The 14,559-nt window shown below is 73.6% G+C and carries 13 protein-coding genes; 2 read left to right on the top strand and 11 right to left on the bottom strand.

What is annotated here, in order from left to right; all coding sequences use genetic code 11:
- Positions 1-105: 105 nt before the first annotated feature.
- The 7 genes from pheT to infC all read right to left on the bottom strand — a co-directional run bounded on the left by pheT (position 106) and on the right by infC (position 7,704).
- On the bottom strand, positions 106-2,637 hold the full coding sequence (gene pheT / locus ACWEJX_RS25115; RefSeq protein ID WP_451609659.1) for a phenylalanine--tRNA ligase subunit beta: 2,532 nt from the start codon (positions 2,635-2,637) through the stop codon (positions 106-108).
- Complete coding sequence (gene pheS / locus ACWEJX_RS25110) at positions 2,637-3,764, bottom strand: phenylalanine--tRNA ligase subunit alpha (RefSeq protein ID WP_451609658.1); 1,128 nt, start codon at positions 3,762-3,764, stop codon at positions 2,637-2,639. The genes pheT and pheS overlap by 1 nt, the downstream gene beginning before the upstream one ends.
- A 179-nt stretch (positions 3,765-3,943) precedes the next feature.
- Positions 3,944-5,128 carry an ATP-binding protein gene (locus ACWEJX_RS25105; protein ID WP_451609657.1) on the bottom strand — a complete coding sequence of 395 codons (1,185 nt, stop codon included), beginning with the start codon at positions 5,126-5,128 and terminating at the stop codon, positions 3,944-3,946.
- 79 nt (positions 5,129-5,207) lie between these two features.
- Positions 5,208-6,047 (bottom strand): TrmH family RNA methyltransferase, encoded by an 840-nt coding sequence (locus ACWEJX_RS25100; RefSeq protein WP_451609656.1) that lies wholly within the window; start codon positions 6,045-6,047, stop codon positions 5,208-5,210.
- A 136-nt stretch (positions 6,048-6,183) separates the two neighbouring features.
- Positions 6,184-6,570, bottom strand: a complete 387-nt coding sequence (rplT, locus tag ACWEJX_RS25095; protein ID WP_225799578.1) for a 50S ribosomal protein L20 — start codon at positions 6,568-6,570, stop codon at positions 6,184-6,186.
- A gap of 106 nt (positions 6,571-6,676) precedes the next feature.
- On the bottom strand, positions 6,677-6,871 hold the full coding sequence (rpmI, locus tag ACWEJX_RS25090; protein ID WP_041128339.1) for a 50S ribosomal protein L35: 195 nt from the start codon (positions 6,869-6,871) through the stop codon (positions 6,677-6,679).
- 125 nt (positions 6,872-6,996) lie between these two features.
- Positions 6,997-7,704, bottom strand: a complete 708-nt coding sequence (gene infC / locus ACWEJX_RS25085) for a translation initiation factor IF-3 (protein ID WP_451609683.1) — start codon at positions 7,702-7,704, stop codon at positions 6,997-6,999.
- Between the two features lie 333 nt (positions 7,705-8,037).
- On the opposite strand from infC, the gene ACWEJX_RS25080 reads away from it, so the two are divergent.
- On the top strand, positions 8,038-8,415 hold the full coding sequence (locus tag ACWEJX_RS25080) for a DUF1844 domain-containing protein (RefSeq protein ID WP_389212729.1): 378 nt from the start codon (positions 8,038-8,040) through the stop codon (positions 8,413-8,415).
- A gap of 73 nt (positions 8,416-8,488) precedes the next feature.
- Here ACWEJX_RS25080 and ACWEJX_RS25075 read toward each other — a convergent pair whose 3' ends face one another.
- From ACWEJX_RS25075 to ACWEJX_RS25065, 3 genes are read right to left on the bottom strand one after another with little or no spacing between them, the layout of a single operon-like run.
- The gene (locus ACWEJX_RS25075) at positions 8,489-9,223 is read right to left on the bottom strand and encodes an SseB family protein (RefSeq protein WP_451609655.1); all 735 of its coding nucleotides are present in this window, start codon (positions 9,221-9,223) and stop codon (positions 8,489-8,491) included.
- Positions 9,224-9,279: 56 nt separating this feature from the next.
- Positions 9,280-10,458, bottom strand: coding sequence for a type VII secretion-associated serine protease mycosin (gene mycP, locus ACWEJX_RS25070; protein ID WP_451609654.1), 1,179 nt, complete (start codon positions 10,456-10,458; stop codon positions 9,280-9,282).
- Positions 10,455-11,780, bottom strand: a complete 1,326-nt coding sequence (locus ACWEJX_RS25065) for a hypothetical protein (RefSeq protein ID WP_451609653.1) — start codon at positions 11,778-11,780, stop codon at positions 10,455-10,457. The genes mycP and ACWEJX_RS25065 overlap by 4 nt, the downstream gene beginning before the upstream one ends.
- A 136-nt stretch (positions 11,781-11,916) precedes the next feature.
- Here ACWEJX_RS25065 and ACWEJX_RS25060 point away from each other — a divergent pair, with 136 nt between their 5' ends.
- Complete coding sequence (locus ACWEJX_RS25060) at positions 11,917-13,119, top strand: amino acid deaminase/aldolase (RefSeq protein ID WP_451609652.1); 1,203 nt, start codon at positions 11,917-11,919, stop codon at positions 13,117-13,119.
- 7 nt (positions 13,120-13,126) lie between these two features.
- On the opposite strand, the gene ACWEJX_RS25055 is transcribed toward ACWEJX_RS25060, so the two are convergent.
- A complete protein-coding gene (locus ACWEJX_RS25055; RefSeq protein WP_451609651.1) occupies positions 13,127-14,377 on the bottom strand; it encodes a haloacid dehalogenase-like hydrolase in 1,251 nt (416 codons plus the stop codon).
- Between the last annotated feature and the right edge of the window lie 182 nt (positions 14,378-14,559).

The following is a 14,559-nucleotide window of genomic DNA, read 5'->3' as shown; positions in this document are numbered from 1 at the left end:
CTGCCGCATCCCCCCCAATGTAGTCATAAACCCACCCAATTGGTAGGGGCCCCGCCCCGGGGCTTTTCCGCCGGGGCCCGGCCCCCTTCCCTGTCACACGTGCCGTCAGGCGCCGCGCAGCACCGCGCCCGTGTGCTCCGCGGCCATGGCGACCGCGGCGTCGCGGGCGGCCGTGGCCTCCTCGACCGTCAGGGTGCGGTCGGCGGCGCGGAAACGGAGGGCGTAGGCCAGCGACTTCTTGCCGGCGTCGATCTGGTCGCCGGTGTAGACGTCGAACAGGCGGATGGACTCCAGGAGTTCACCCGCGCCGCCGGCCAGGTAGTACTCGACCATGGCGGCCGGGACAGCCTGGTCGACGACCAGGGCGACGTCCTGGGTGGCGACCGGGAAGGCGGAGATGCGCGGGGCCTTGACCGGGCCCTCGCTCGCGCGCTCCAGGACGTCGAGGTCCAGCTCCATGGCGCAGGTGCGGGCCGGGAGGCCGAGCGCCTTCACCACGCGGGGGTGGAGCTCGCCGCCGTGGCCGGCCAGGACCTTCTCGCCGTCGACGACGACGTGGAAGGCGGCGCACCGGCCCGGGTGCCAGGGGGCGTGCTGGTCGGCGTCGATCAGCAGCTCGACGCCGGACTCGGCGGCCACCAGGCGCGCCGCCTGGATGGCGTCGGCCCAGTCCGTCGGGCGGCCCTTGCCCCACCAGCCGGCCTGCTCGCGGGCGCCGGCGAGGACGACGGCGGCGCGGCGCGGCTGGGCGGGCAGCGCGGCGTTGACGCGGGCGATGTCCTCGTCGCTCGGGCGGCGGTCGACGGGCAGGCGGACGGCGACGCCCGGCTGGCCCTCGGTCGGCCGGAAGACCAGACCGGTCTCGAAGAGCGCCAGGTCGTGGCTGCCGCGCCCGTCGTTGCGGCGCAGCGCGCCGAGCAGACCCGGCAGCAGCGTCGTACGGAGCGCGGGCTCCTCGTCGGAGAGCGGGTTGACCAGCTTCACGACCCGGCGGCGGGCGTCGTCCGCGTCCAGGCCGAGCTGGTCGAAGACCTGCTCGCCGATGAAGGGGTAGTTCAGCGCCTCGACGTAGCCGGCGCCGGCCAGCGCGCGGCCCACCCGGCGGTGGGTGCGCTGGCGCTCGGTGAGGCCGCGGCCCGCCGGGGGCTTGGGCAGCGTGGAGGGCAGGTTCTCGTAGCCCTCCAGCCGGATGACCTCTTCGGCGAGGTCGTTCGGCTCGTTCAGGTCGGGGCGCCACGAGGGCACGGTGACGACGAGCTCGTCCTGGCCGTAGACGTCGCAGCCGACCTCCTGGAGGCGGCGGACGACGGTCTCGCGGCCGTAGTCGACGCCCGCGACGCGGTCCGGGTGGTTCGCCGGGATGACGATCGTCCGGGGCGCGGACGGGGCGACGATCTCGGTGACACCGGCCTCGGCCGTGCCGCCCGCGAGCAGCACGAGCAGGTCGACGGTGCGCTGCGCGGCGGCGGCCGCGGCCAGCGGGTCGACGCCGCGCTCGAAGCGCTTGGACGCCTCGGAGGACAGCTTGTGGCGGCGCGCGGTGCGGGCGATCGAGATCGCGTCGAAGTGCGCGGCCTCGATGACGACCTCGGTGGTGCCGGTGACGGCACCGGTCTCCGGGTCGGTGACCGGGTCGGCGATCTCCGTGTTGGCGCCGCCCATGACACCGGCGAGGCCGATCGGCCCGCTGTTGTCGACGATGAGCAGGTCGGCCGGGTCCAGGACGCGCACGGTGCCGTCGAGCGTGGTGATCTTCTCACCGGGCTCGGCGCGGCGGACGCCGATGGGGCCGTCGACGCGGTTGCGGTCGTAGGCGTGCAGCGGCTGGCCGAGCTCCAGCATCACGTAGTTGGTGATGTCGACGGCGAGCGAGATCGGGCGCATGCCGGCCTTCTGCAGGCGGCGCTTGAGCCAGATCGGGCTGTGGGCCTCGGGGTCGAGACCGGTGACCGTGCGGGCGGTGAAGCGGTCGCAGCCCATCGGGTCGGCGATCTGGACCGGGTAGCCGTACGCGTTGGGCGCGGGCACGTCGAGCAGCGCCGGGTCGCGCAGCGGCAGCCCGTACGCGATGGCGGCCTCGCGGGCGATGCCGCGCATCGAGAGGCAGTAGCCGCGGTCCGGGGTGACGGCGATGTCGAGGACCTCGTCGTACAGCTCAAGGAGGACCGTGGCGTCGATGCCGACCTCGTGCTCCGGCGGCAGCACGATGATGCCGTGCGTGCCGTCGTCGCCCATGCCGAGCTCGTCGCCGGAGCAGATCATGCCCTTGGAGACGCGGCCGTAGGTCTTGCGCTCGGCGATGCGGAAGTCGCCGGGCAGCACGGCGCCGGGCAGCGCCACGACGACCTTGTCGCCCTCGGCGAAGTTCCGGGCGCCGCAGATGATCTCCTGCGGCTCGCCGGTGCCGTTGGCCTGACCGACGTCCACGGTGCAGAAGCGGATCGGCTTCTTGAACTCGGTCAGTTCCTCGATCGTGAGGACCTTGCCGACGACGAGCGGGCCGGTGAGGCCCGCGCCGAGCTGCTCGACGGTCTCGACCTCGAGGCCGGCCGACACGAGCTTGGCCTGTACGTCACGGCCGGACTCGGACGCCGGCAGGTCGACGTACTCCCGCAGCCAGGAAAGCGGGACCCGCATCAGATCTCCATCCCGAAAGGCCGGGTGAACCGGACGTCACCCTCGACCATGTCTCGCATGTCTTCGACGTTGTGGCGGAACATCAGCATCCGCTCGATGCCGAACCCGAAGGCGAATCCGCTGTACTTCTCGGGGTCCACACCACAGGCGGTCAGCACCTTGGGGTTGACCATGCCGCAGCCGCCGAGCTCGATCCAGCCCTCGCTGCCACAGGTGCGGCAGGGCCGGTCCGGGTTGCCGACGGACTCGCCGCGGCACACGTAGCAGAGCATGTCCATCTCGGCGGACGGCTCGGTGAACGGGAAGAAGTTCGGGCGGAGCCGGGTCTTCATGTCGGGTCCGAAGAGCGCCTGGACCATGTGGTCCAGGGTGCCCTTGAGGTCGGCCATGGTGAGGCCCTCGTCGACGGCCAGCAGCTCGATCTGGTGGAAGACCGGGGTGTGCGTGGCGTCGAGCTCGTCGGTGCGGTAGACGCGGCCGGGGCACACCACGTAGACCGGGGGCTCCCGGTCGATGAGCGTGCGGGCCTGCACCGGCGAGGTGTGCGTACGGAGCACGACACCCGACTCGTCGCCCGTCGTGCCCTCAGGGCCCTGGACGAAGAAGGTGTCCTGCATCTGCCGGGCCGGGTGGTCCGGGACGAAGTTGAGCGCGTCGAAGTTGAACCACTCGGCCTCGACCTCGGGGCCCTCCGCGACCTCGTAGCCCATGGAGACGAACACGTCGGCGACGCGCTCCATGAGGGTGGTCAGCGGGTGGCGGGCGCCGGCCGGGATCCGGTCGTACGGCAGGGTGACGTCGACGGCCTCCTCGACGAGGACGCGGGCGTCGCGCTCGGCCTCCAGCTCGGCCTGGCGGGCGGCGAGGCCCTTGGAGACGGCGCCGCGGGCCTGGCCCACGAGCTTGCCGGCCGCGGCCTTGGCCTGCGGGGGCAGGGCGCCGATCTCGCGGTTGGCGAGCGCCAGCGGCGAGGTGCCGCCGGTGTGCGCGGTCTTCGCGTGGGTGAGCGCGTCGAGGTCGCCTGCGGCGGCGAAGGCGGCGAGCGCCTCGTCCCGCATGCGCTCGATCTCTTCCGGTTTCAAGGCTTCGACCTCGACCGGGTCGTACGACTTATTGGGTGCCGACATCTCTTCCCGTGCTTCCGTTGGCTGGCTGGGCGGCCCCGCTCGACGTCAAGGGCGCAAACGTGCCAAAGGACGAGTCTAACGGGGCGCAGGGACGCGAATGAGCCCGTGGGCGGCCCCGGGCGGCTCCTGACCTCGTACGGTCTCGTCAGATGAGACGGGAGGCGACGTCGCGGAGGACGTCAGAGGAGGTGGGCCGGGGTGCCGACGGGCAGGATAAATCGGAACTCGGCCCCGCCGCGGGGGCCGCGTCCGACGGTGATGGTGCCGCCGTGGGCCTCGACGACGCCCTTGACGATGTAGAGGCCGAGCCCGGTGCCGCCGCGCTTGCTGCCCCGCCAGAAGCGGGTGAAGACGCGGCCCATCGACTCCTCGGGGATGCCGGGTCCTTCGTCGCTCACGCTGACCTCCGTCCCCTTCTCTCCGTCGGTGGTGGCCGTGGTGGGTGCCACTTCGATGGTGACGGTTCCCTCGCCGTGGCGCACCGCATTTTCGAGCAGGTTGCCGAGGATCTGGTCGATCTTGTCGGGGTCGGCCCAGAGGTCCGGCAGGTCGGGCCGGACCCGCACGAAGAAGCGGTCCGGGGACTGGCCCCGGGTGGTGTGGGCGTGGACGTGGCGGCCGACGGCGGCGGCGATGTCGACGCGCTGGCGGCGCACCTCAAGACGGCCGGAATCGATCCGCGAGATGTCGAGGAGCTCGGCGATGAGCCGCTTGATGCGGCCCGCGTCGGCGTCGACGGTCTCCAGCATCAGGCGCTTCTGGTCGTCGGTGAACCGCTCCCACTTGCTGAGCAGGGTCGCGGTGAAGCCCTTCACGGACGTCAGCGGGGAGCGCAGCTCGTGCGCGACGGTGGCGATCAGCTCGGCGTGGCTGCGCTCGGTGCGGCGGCGCGCCTCGGTGCCGCGCAGACAGACCACGACCCGCTGCACGGGCCCGGTCGGGCGGCTGCGCACGTAACGGGCGGAGACGAGCACCTCGCGTCCGCCGGGCAGCAGCAGGTTGCGCTCGGGCTGGCCGCGACGGGTGGCGAGCCCGCCGTACGGGTCGGTGAGCGCCCACCAGCGGTGGCCCTTGAGGTCCTCCAGGGGCAGCGCCTGGTCGAGCGGCCGGCCGAGCGCCCGGTCGCCGGGCACGGCGGTGATGCGGCTGGCCGCGGCGTTGAAGCAGATGATCCGGCCGGTCTCGTCGGCGACGACGAGACCGTCGGGCAGGTCGTCCGGGTCGATTCCGAGGCCGGGACCGGGGTCGCTTTCGGGTGCGTACGAGGGGGAGGCGCGACGCGGCTCCGGTACGGCTCCGGGCTCGGGTGGCGGCTGCGGCGCGTCGCTCCGTGCCTGTGCGGGACCGCCCGTACTGACCGTCATCCCCGTATCCCACCCCTCCGTGTAGCGCAGTGGGCCCCGAGTTCGTCACCCTACTAGGCGCGGCGGCCCCGTGGTGGGCTCAGGAGGTGGTTCGGGAGCGTTGGGCGCGCGCGGAGGCGTACAGGCACACGGCGGCGGCGGTCGCGAGGTTGAGGCTCTCGGCCTTGCCGTGGATCGGGACGCGGACGACGGCGTCGGCGAGGGCCCGGGTCTCCTCGGGCAGCCCCCATGCCTCGTTGCCGAAGACCCAGGCGGTCGGGCCGCTCATGGTGCCGGCGTCCAGCTCATCGTCGAGGTCGTCCTCGCCGGCCCCGTCGGCGGCGAGGATCCGCACGCCGGCGGCCTTGAGGCCGGCGACGGCCTGCTCGACCGGGACGCCGACGGCGACCGGGAGGTGGAAGAGGGAGCCGACGGAGGCGCGCACGGACTTCGGGTTGTAGAGGTCCACGGAGGCGTCGGTGAGGATCACGGCGTCGGCGCCGGCCGCGTCGGCGCAGCGCAGCACGGTGCCGGCGTTCCCGGGGTCGCGGACGTGGGCGAGGACGGCGACCAGCTTGGGGCGGGCGGCGAGGATCTCCTCGAACGGCGAGTCGAGGAAGCGGCAGACGCCGGTGAGGCCCTGCGGGGTGACCGTCTGGGAGACCTCGGCGAGGACGGCGTCGGAGGCGAAGTGGACGCGGGCGCCGGCGGCGCGGGCGGCCTCGACGATGGGGGCGTAGCGCTCGGCGGCCTCGACGGTGGTGAAGAGCTCCACGAGGGTGGCCTCACCGCTGCTGCCGCGGTGCTCGACGGCCTCGCGGACGGCCTGCGGGCCCTCGGCGAGGAAGAGACGGTCCTTGCCCCGGAAGTTGCGCTTGGCGAGCCGCCGGGCGGCGACGACGCGCGGCGAACGCGGGGAGATCAGCTCGGGGGTGGACATCTGCCTGCGGCTCTCTGTCTCTGTCTCGGTCTCGTCGGGTACGGCGGCGGAGGGCGGCCGGAAAGGAGCGGTCAACGCGCCGGACCCGCAGGCGCGGGGCCTGCGGGTCCGGGCAGAAGTACTGCGACCTGGAAGATCAGGCGGCGGCCTTCGGAGCGTTGACGTCGGCCGGGAGGGCCTTCTGCGCGACCTCGACCAGTGCGGCGAACGCGTTGGAGTCGTTGACGGCCAGCTCGGCGAGGATCTTGCGGTCCACCTCGATGTTGGCGGCCTTCAGACCCTGGATGAGGCGGTTGTACGTCATGCCGTTCAGGCGGGCAGCGGCGTTGATGCGCTGGATCCACAGCTGACGGAAGTCGCCCTTGCGCTTCTTGCGGTCGTTGTAGTTGTAGACCAGCGAGTGGGTGACCTGCTCCTTGGCCTTGCGGTAGAGGCGCGAACGCTGACCGCGGTAGCCGGAAGCCTGCTCGAGGATCGCCCGGCGCTTCTTGTGGGCGTTGACTGCCCGCTTGACGCGTGCCACTTCTTAACTCCTTGTAGCGGGGTCGTGGTGGTCCTCACACGACCCGAAAAACGGATGGGTCCCGGTCTCGACCGGATGCCCTCGACGCCGAGGGCGGGAGATCAACTCAGATGCCCAGCATCTTCTTGATCTTGGCGGAGTCACCCGGGGCCATCTCGGCGTTGCCCGTGAGGCGACGCGTCAGCTTGGACGACTTGTGCTCGAGCAGGTGGCGCTTGCCGGCGCGCTCCCGCAGGATCTTGCCGGAGCCGGTGACCTTGAAGCGCTTCTTGGCACCGGAGTGCGTCTTGTTCTTCGGCATGGCGCCGTTATCTCCTCGTCAGTGGCGCTCCCCCCGGTGCGGGCACCGGGCAACCGGGAGCGTCAATTCTTCGTTGGTGGTTCCGGGGCGGAACCCGGGGCCGCCGGTCCGGCGGCCCCTCGGGATCACGCCTCGGAGTTCTCGGCCGACGCGTCGGCCGAAGCCTGCTCCTCGACCGAAGCCTGCTCGTCGGCCGGAGCGGCCGCGGGCGCACCGCCCTGACGCTCGGCCTTGCGCGCGGCCTGGGCCTCGCGGGCCTCGGCCATGGCCTCGGTCTTCTTCTTGTGCGGACCCAGAACCATGATCATGTTCCGGCCGTCCTGCTTCGGGTTGGACTCGATGAAGCCGAGCTCCTGAACGTCTTCCGCGAGACGCTGCAGCAGTCGGTAGCCGAGCTCAGGGCGGGACTGCTCACGACCACGGAACATGATCGTGATCTTGACCTTGTCACCCTGCTTGAGGAACCGGACGACGTGACCCTTCTTGGTGTCGTAGTCGTGCGGGTCGATCTTCGGCCGGAGCTTCATCTCCTTGATGACCGTGTGCGCCTGGTTCTTGCGCGCCTCACGGGCCTTCATGGCCGACTCGTACTTGAACTTCCCGTAGTCCATGAGCTTGCACACGGGCGGACGGGCGTTAGCCGCGACCTCGACAAGATCGAGGTCGTACTCCTGCGCGAGCTCCAGGGCCTTGGCAAGCGGCACAATGCCAACCTGCTCGCCGCTGGGGCCGACAAGACGCACCTCGGGAACGCGAATCCGCTCGTTGATGCGGGGCTCGGCGCTGATGGATCCTCCTCGGTAGCACCACGCGACCGCCGGGCGGACGGGCACGTCACGGTAGAACTGTCGGGACCAACCGAGCCGGTGCACGAAAAATGCCCCGGGACGGGACACAGGCGGGGCTCCATGAAACCGGAGCACCGCCGCGGCCAGCCGCGGGGCGCACATTCGGGCGGCTCCATCGTCCGTACGGAACGATGGGGACCGCCTGACCGGTGACCCGCCGCCCGTGAGAGCGGCCAGGTGGGAAGTCGGAGCCTCCACTTGTGGGCCGGGCACGGACGTGCTCGGCCGGTCGTCACACAAGGTTAGCAGGACCCGGGCGGGTACGCGAACGGGGACGCGGCGAGCGGGTCCGGGCGCCGGTCCGCTTATCGTGTGGGCATGAGCGAGACGCCCCAGCACGAGTCCACCGACTCCCCCGACAGCCCTGACTTCGCGGCCATGACCCGCGACATCGCCGAGGTCCCGGCGGTCGAGGTGATCGTCACGGTCGCCGTCAACCTGATGAGCGCCGCCGCGGTGAAGCTCGGGCTCACCGAGGAGGGCGACGACCACAAGGACCTCGACGAGGCCCGCAAGCTGATCCACGCCCTCGCCGGTCTGCTCGACGCCGGCGCGACGGAGATCTCGTCCTTCCACGCCGCCCCGCTGCGGGACGGCCTGAAGTCCCTCCAGCTCGCCTTCCGCGAGGCGTCTTTCGTCCCGGACGAGCCGGGCCAGGGCCCGGGCGAGAAGTACACGGGTCCGGTTTACGGCTAGGGGCGGGGGTACGGGGGTCGTCCCCCGGGAGACCGCAGCCACCGGGCCGGTGTACGGCCAGGGGTTCAGCAGGTCAGTTCTTTACGTAGAAGGGCTCGCCGGGAGGCGTGGCCGAGGCCGGCAGCAGTGCCAGGTCGAGGCCGCGCACCAGGCGGGCCCTCAGTGTTTCGTCGGCGGCGAGCGCGCCGGCCACGCGCTGGGCGGCCTCGGCGGCGGGCGCGTCCTCGGCGAGGACCAGGGCGAGGGTGCCGTCGGCGGTGCCCGGGCCCAGATGGGCGCGGAGCACGGCCGACTCGGCGGCGAGCGCGGCGCGGACCGCGTCCCGTACCGCCGGGTCGTCCAGCGGGTCCGTGCTCGTGCGGCCCTCGGCGAGGGCGAGCAGGGCGGAACCGGTCACCTGGTACGGCACCGGACCCGCCAGGTCCAGGAGCAGCGTGTCGGCCTTCTCGTGGACGAGGGCGGCGAGCGCCTGGTGCAGCGGGACGGCGACGGGCCGGGCGGCCGGGTCCCACAGGGCGAGCGAGGCGATCGAGGTGAAGGCCGGCAGCGCCCGCCGGTCACCCGCGGTGAGCGTGGGCACCGCCATGTCGCTGGTCTTCTCCTGCTTGAGCCCCGTCACGGGGTCGGTCTCGACCTCGCCGAGCATGGCGACGACGGGCACGAGCAGTCGCGCGTCCTTGAGGGCGGCGAGGACGGGCCCGTGGGCGGTCCGGTCCTCCGCCCAGGCCGCGAGGGCCGCGGCGAGCCGCGGGTCGGCGGTGCCGTCGTCGTCGGAGAAACCGGGGTCCGGGATGTTCTTGAGCGCCACGCCCCGAGCCTAACGGTCCGCGTTCCGGCCATCGGCCCCGGGCCGATCGGCCCTGCTCAGCGAGGGGTGCGGCCGCCCCGCCACAGCGCGACGGCGGCGGCCAGGAAGAGCACGCCGACGCCGCCCGCGAGCGGCGCGAGGAGGCCGATGGGGCGGGAGTCCTCGGTGTCGGGCTGCGGCCCCGGACCGAAGTAGCGGCCCTGGTAGCCCGCGACGGCGGCCTTGGTGTCGGCGCCCTTCAGCGAGCCGGCCGCCTCGATCGCGGCGGCCGGGTCGACCGTGCCGTATCCCTTCTCGTCGCTCCGGCCGTCCTTGGGGCGGCTCCGGGCGGTGGCGACGAGGAGGTTCTTGACCTGCGCCGGGGTCAGGTCGGGGTGCGCGGAGCGGACCAGGGCGACGGCGCCGGAGACGAACGCGGCGGCGGCGCTGGTGCCCCAGCCCTCGTAGTAGCGGCGGTCGGGGTCGGCGATGACGATGTCGACGCCGGGCGCGGACACCGTGGCGTACCAGCGGCTGGTGGAGAAGGCGGCGTGGGTGCCGTAGCGGTCGACGGCGGCGACGGCGATGACGCCGGGGTAGGCGGCCGGGAAGGAGATGTGGTCGCCCTTCTCGCCGCCGTTGCCGGCGGAGGCGACGACGGAGACGCCCTTGGCGAGGGCGTACTGGACGGCGGCGTCCTCGCCCGCGTCCGGGTGGGCGGACTCGGAGTCGTCGCCGAGGGACATGTTGATGACGTCGGCGCCGTGGTCGGCGGCCCAGCGGATGCCCTCGGCGAGGGCGGTGCCACGGGTCTTGCGGGCCTTGTCGCGCTGCTTGTCGGTGCCTTCGAGGATCACCCGCACGGGAAGGATCCGCACCTTCGGCGCGACGCCGAGCACACCGTCCTGGTCGCCGGGACCGTGGCCGTGGCCCGCGATGATCCCGGCCATCGCGGTGCCGTGCCGGGCCCAGGCGCGGTCGCCGCGGGAGGCGCCGAAGCCGACGAGGTCGGTGCCGGTCAGGACGGAGCCCGCGAGGTCGGGGTGGGTGCCGTCCACGCCGGTGTCGAGGACGGCGACGGTGATGCCCGCGCCGCGGGTCGTCTGCCAGGCCCGGCTCGTGTGCAGGGCGTCCAGGCCCCACTGGCGGGCGCGGATGGTGTCCGCGTAGGCGGGCGTGGTGGTCGCGGGGAGGACCGCGAAGGCGGCGGCGAGCAGGGCCGCGGCGGCGGTGGTGGCGGTACGGCGCGGGGTCACCGCTCGTCCTCCTCGACGGTCTTCACGACGGTGTGGCGCAGGGCCCGCTCCACGGCGTCGGCGACGCCCTTCGCCTCGTGGCCGAGGCCCGCCTGGGCGACGGCCGTGGTGCGCTTGGGCGTCATCGCCTTGTCGGCCGGCTCGGGGTCGTCGACCGCGCGGCCGTCGGCGAAGCCGGACACCGCGGTCACGACGACCGGCAGGTCCGGCAGGATGTGCCGCCACCAGCTCGCCCGCTGGGCGGCGCCGAACCGGTCGGCGACCGTGCCGGGTCCGGCGAGCGCGGGCGGCAGCTCGTCGTCGGCGCGGGAGCCGAGGGTGCGCATGGTGGCCGGGTCAGCCTGGGTGAAGACGAGGGCGACGGTGGTGACGTGGGAGGCCGTCGCGTCGGTGTAGGTGGCGCGCAGCACGCGCTCGCAGCCGACGGGGGTCAGCGCGGTGTTGAGCGCCTTGGGCAGCGTGGTCGGCGAGCACGGCGCGTCGGGCGCGACGACGATCCGCGTCCAGGTGCGGGTGGCGCCGCCGGGCCCGGCCGAGGGGCCGGGGAGCGTGCGCGGGAAGAGGGTGTCCACGGGCGCGTCGTGCCACAGCGAACGCGTGGCCCCGTAACCGACCGGCTCGTCGGTCTCGCCGACCCCGCTCCCGGCGAGCAGCGCACCGGCGACGGCCCCGCCGACCAGCCCGAGCGCGAGCACGGCACAGACGGCCGTGGCCACGACCCGGCCAGCGCCGCGTATGGGGCGGGGCGCGGCAGCGGCCTCGCCGGGGGCGCCGAGGGCGCCGAGGGCCCAGGCGTCGTAGAGGGGTGCGTGGGTGGGCGCGGACGCCGGGGCGGGAACGGACGCGGGGCCGGGTCCACCGGCGGGCGCGGACGCGGAGCCGGGTCCGGCGGCAGGAGGGGACACGGAGCCGGGCCCACCGGCAGGCGCGGACGCGGGGCCGGGCCCACCGGCAGGGGTGGGCACGGAGCCGGGAGCGGACGCCGGGGCGGAGGCGGCGCCGGGAGCGGACGCCGGCGCGGGAGCGGGGCCCGACGCAGGGGCGGCCGCCGGGCCCGGCCCGGGGGTCTGCTCAGGGCGTCGTACGGCCCTGAGCTGTGTCGTCGTCTCCGTGGGGTGGGCGTCCGGGACGGGGCGGAGCCGCGTCGTGGTCTCCGTCGGGTGCTCGGTGGGCCGGGGCGGCTGCTCGGGCGGCAGCGGCTGCGCGAGCCGGCGCTCGCGGCGGGCGGGCAGCAGGCGCGCGTCGGCGGGCGCCGGCTCCGGCGGAAGCAGGGCCTCCGTGATGCGGGAGGTGGGCGCGGGGCGCTGTGGCTCGGTGCTCATCCCCGTCCCCCTGGTCGTTCCGCGAAAGCAATCGGCGTCACTCTACGGGCTGTTCCCTGGAGGGCGGGAACCGGGCGGTAACGGGGTCCGATGCCGGGGGCTACCCCCGCACAAACCCGTCTGGCAGGCTCGGGCCATGACTCCTCGTGCCACCGACCGGGCCCGGTACGACCGGGCCACCGCGCATCTCGACGCGCCCCTCGCGATCGTCGATCTGGCGGCGTTCGACGCGAACGCCGAGGATCTGGTGCGCCGGGCGGGCGGGAAGCCGGTCCGGGTCGCGAGCAAGTCGGTGCGGTGCCGGGCGCTCCTGGAGCGGGTGCTGGCCAGGGACGGCTTCGCGGGGGTGATGTCGTTCACGCTGGCGGAGTCCTTGTGGCTGGCGCGGTCCGGTTTCGAGGACGTGCTGCTCGCCTATCCGTCGGCGGACCGGTCCGGGTTCGCGGAGCTCGCGGGCGACCCGAAGCTCGCCGCGGCGGTGACGCTGATGGTCGACGACGTCGCACAGCTGGATCTCGTCGAGGCGTCGCGCGCCGGGGGCACGGAGGAGATCCGGGTCTGTCTGGAGCTGGACACCTCGCTGCACCTGCTCGGCGGCCGGGTACGGATCGGGGCGCGGCGTTCGCCGCTGCGGGAGCCGGCGGAGCTCGCGGAACTGGCGCGTTCGGTGGTGCGGCGGCCGGGGTTCCGGCTGGTCGGGCTGATGGCCTACGAGGGGCATGTGGCGGGCGTCGGGGACGCGGTCGCGGGGCGGCCGGTGCGGTCGCGGGCGGTCCGGCTGATGCAGGCGGCGGCCCGTCGGGAGCTGGCGGTGCGCCGGGCGGCCGTGGTGCGCGCGGTCCGGGCGGTGGCGCCCGACCTGGAGTTCGTCAACGGCGGCGGGACGGGCAGTGTGCAGCACACGGCGGCCGAGGACGCGGTGACGGAGATCGCGGCGGGCTCGGGCCTCTTCGCGCCGCGCCTGTTCGACGACTACAGCTCCTTCTCGGCCCGCCCGGCGGCCCTCTTCGCCCAGCCGGTGGTGCGCCGCCCGGGCGTCGGCGTGGTCACGGTCCTCGGCGGCGGCTACCCCGCCTCGGGCGCCGCGGGCCGGGACCGGCTCCCGGTCCCGTACCTCCCGGAGGGGCTGCGCTACGACCCGCGGGAGGGTCCGGGCGAGGTGCAGACGCCGCTGCTCGGCTCCCCCGCCGACGACCTCCGCATCGGCGACAAGGTGTGGTTCCGCCACGCGAAGGCCGGCGAGCTGTGCGAGCGCTTCGACACGCTGCACCTGGTGGCGGGCGACCAGGTGACGGCCGCCGTACCGACGTACCGGGGCGAGGGCCGGACGTTCCTCTGAGACGGGATCAGTAGACGGTGTCCTGCTGGTCCGGTACGACGCTGCCGTCGGCGCGGCGGACCGGCTGGGCCGTGCCGTCGCCCGCGGTGTAGCCGGTGGTGGCGCAGGGGTACGGGCTCGTCCTCTGCTTCTTGGGCTCGATGAACATGGGGTTGACGAGCCAGCGGCCGTCGGCGTCGTCGTAGGCCCGGCACATCAGCTCGTTCTTGTTGCGGTTGAGGACGAGGCGCAGGCCGGTGGCGTCGCGGAGGAAGGTGACGTCGGTGTCGGAGTCGCCGGCGGCGAGGACCTGGCGGCGGGCGGCGGGCTGTACGCGTTCGGCGGCCGGGCCGTGGACGCCGAGGATCTCCTGGTTGATCCAGCAGCGCTTGCCGTCGATGTAGGTGATCATCGCGTCCTCGCCGTCGCGGACGGTGCCGCAGCCCTTGAGGTGGGAGGTGAGGCGGCCGTCCTCGGTGGTGTTGCGGATGCCGACGGCGTGCGAGGGCTTGACGCCGACGCCCTCGGCCCAGACGTCGACGACGGGTTCGGGCGAGGCGGAGACGATCCAGACGTCGAAGCCGCCCTGCTGAAGCGCGCGGATGAGGTCGCGCTGCTGCTCGTAGTAGCGGACCCAGCCGGTGACCTGGGCGGAGCCGACCTGCTGGGTGGCGCCCTGCGGGGCGGCGAGGTTCTCGGCCCGGGCGGCTTCGGCGAAGGAGCGCACCTGCCGGGTGGTCCAGCCGTGCAGGAGCTGGGCGAGCCAGGCGTACGCGGGCTCCATGCGGCGGTGGTCGTAGCCGGCGAACGCGGCCTCGCCGCCGGTGGTGGCGCCCTTGCCGTACACGGAGAGGATCTCGTCGGCGCATCCGGTGTCGGTGGCGGTGGGGAGGGTGCGGACGCCGGTGGGGCAGGCGGCGGCGAGGGCGGTGGCGGCCTCCGGGGTGAGCCAGCGGCTGGTGGTGGTCCAGTCGCCGTGGCGCGGGGGCTTGACGCGGTCGTTGCGGAGCAGCCAGTAGAGGGTGGCGTCGCCGACGTCGTTCTTGATCACGGTGTTGTCCCAGTCGAAGACGGCGACCGGCTTCGCCCCCTTGTCCTGGCAGTGGTCGGCGATCAGGCGCTCTATACGGGCCTTGTTGTCGCCGTACCAGCCCGCGGAGACCTTCAGGGTCGGGCACTTCGCCGGCTCGGCCGGGTGGGCGCTCGCCGTGGTGGTCAGACCGGTCGTGGCGAGGGCCAGGGCCGCCGCGGCGGCGGACGTGCGCAGCTTGCTGTTCATGATCACGCTCCTGTGTGTACGCAGAACAGCCGGGCGCCTTGCGACGCCCGGCTGTCGGGGGGATGGAGGAGAGGTGAACGCTGAGGACCGGAAGGGCTAGGGGGTGTCTCGCCGATCATGCCGGGCTCGCGACGCCTGGCACCGCGCCTCGCCGCGTTGTCGTCGGTCGCCGATGCTCCGCA

The sequence above is a fragment of the Streptomyces sp. NPDC004788 genome (genome assembly GCF_053601115.1).
Note: the sequence above shows the minus strand (reverse complement) of the source record. Positions and strands in the feature narration are given on the sequence as shown.

Coding starts and splice junctions, on each gene's coding strand:
- rpmI (WP_041128339.1), bottom strand. CDS start 6,871: ATGCCGAAGAACAAGACGCACTCCGGTGCCAAGAAGCGCTTCAAGGTC.
- ACWEJX_RS25100 (WP_451609656.1), bottom strand. CDS start 6,047: ATGTCCACCCCCGAGCTGATCTCCCCGCGTTCGCCGCGCGTCGTCGCC.
- ACWEJX_RS25055 (WP_451609651.1), bottom strand. CDS start 14,377: ATGAACAGCAAGCTGCGCACGTCCGCCGCCGCGGCGGCCCTGGCCCTC.
- ACWEJX_RS25105 (WP_451609657.1), bottom strand. CDS start 5,128: ATGACGGTCAGTACGGGCGGTCCCGCACAGGCACGGAGCGACGCGCCG.
- ACWEJX_RS25080 (WP_389212729.1), top strand. CDS start 8,038: ATGAGCGAGACGCCCCAGCACGAGTCCACCGACTCCCCCGACAGCCCT.
- ACWEJX_RS25060 (WP_451609652.1), top strand. CDS start 11,917: ATGACTCCTCGTGCCACCGACCGGGCCCGGTACGACCGGGCCACCGCG.
- pheS (WP_451609658.1), bottom strand. CDS start 3,764: ATGTCGGCACCCAATAAGTCGTACGACCCGGTCGAGGTCGAAGCCTTG.
- pheT (WP_451609659.1), bottom strand. CDS start 2,637: ATGCGGGTCCCGCTTTCCTGGCTGCGGGAGTACGTCGACCTGCCGGCG.
- ACWEJX_RS25065 (WP_451609653.1), bottom strand. CDS start 11,780: ATGAGCACCGAGCCACAGCGCCCCGCGCCCACCTCCCGCATCACGGAG.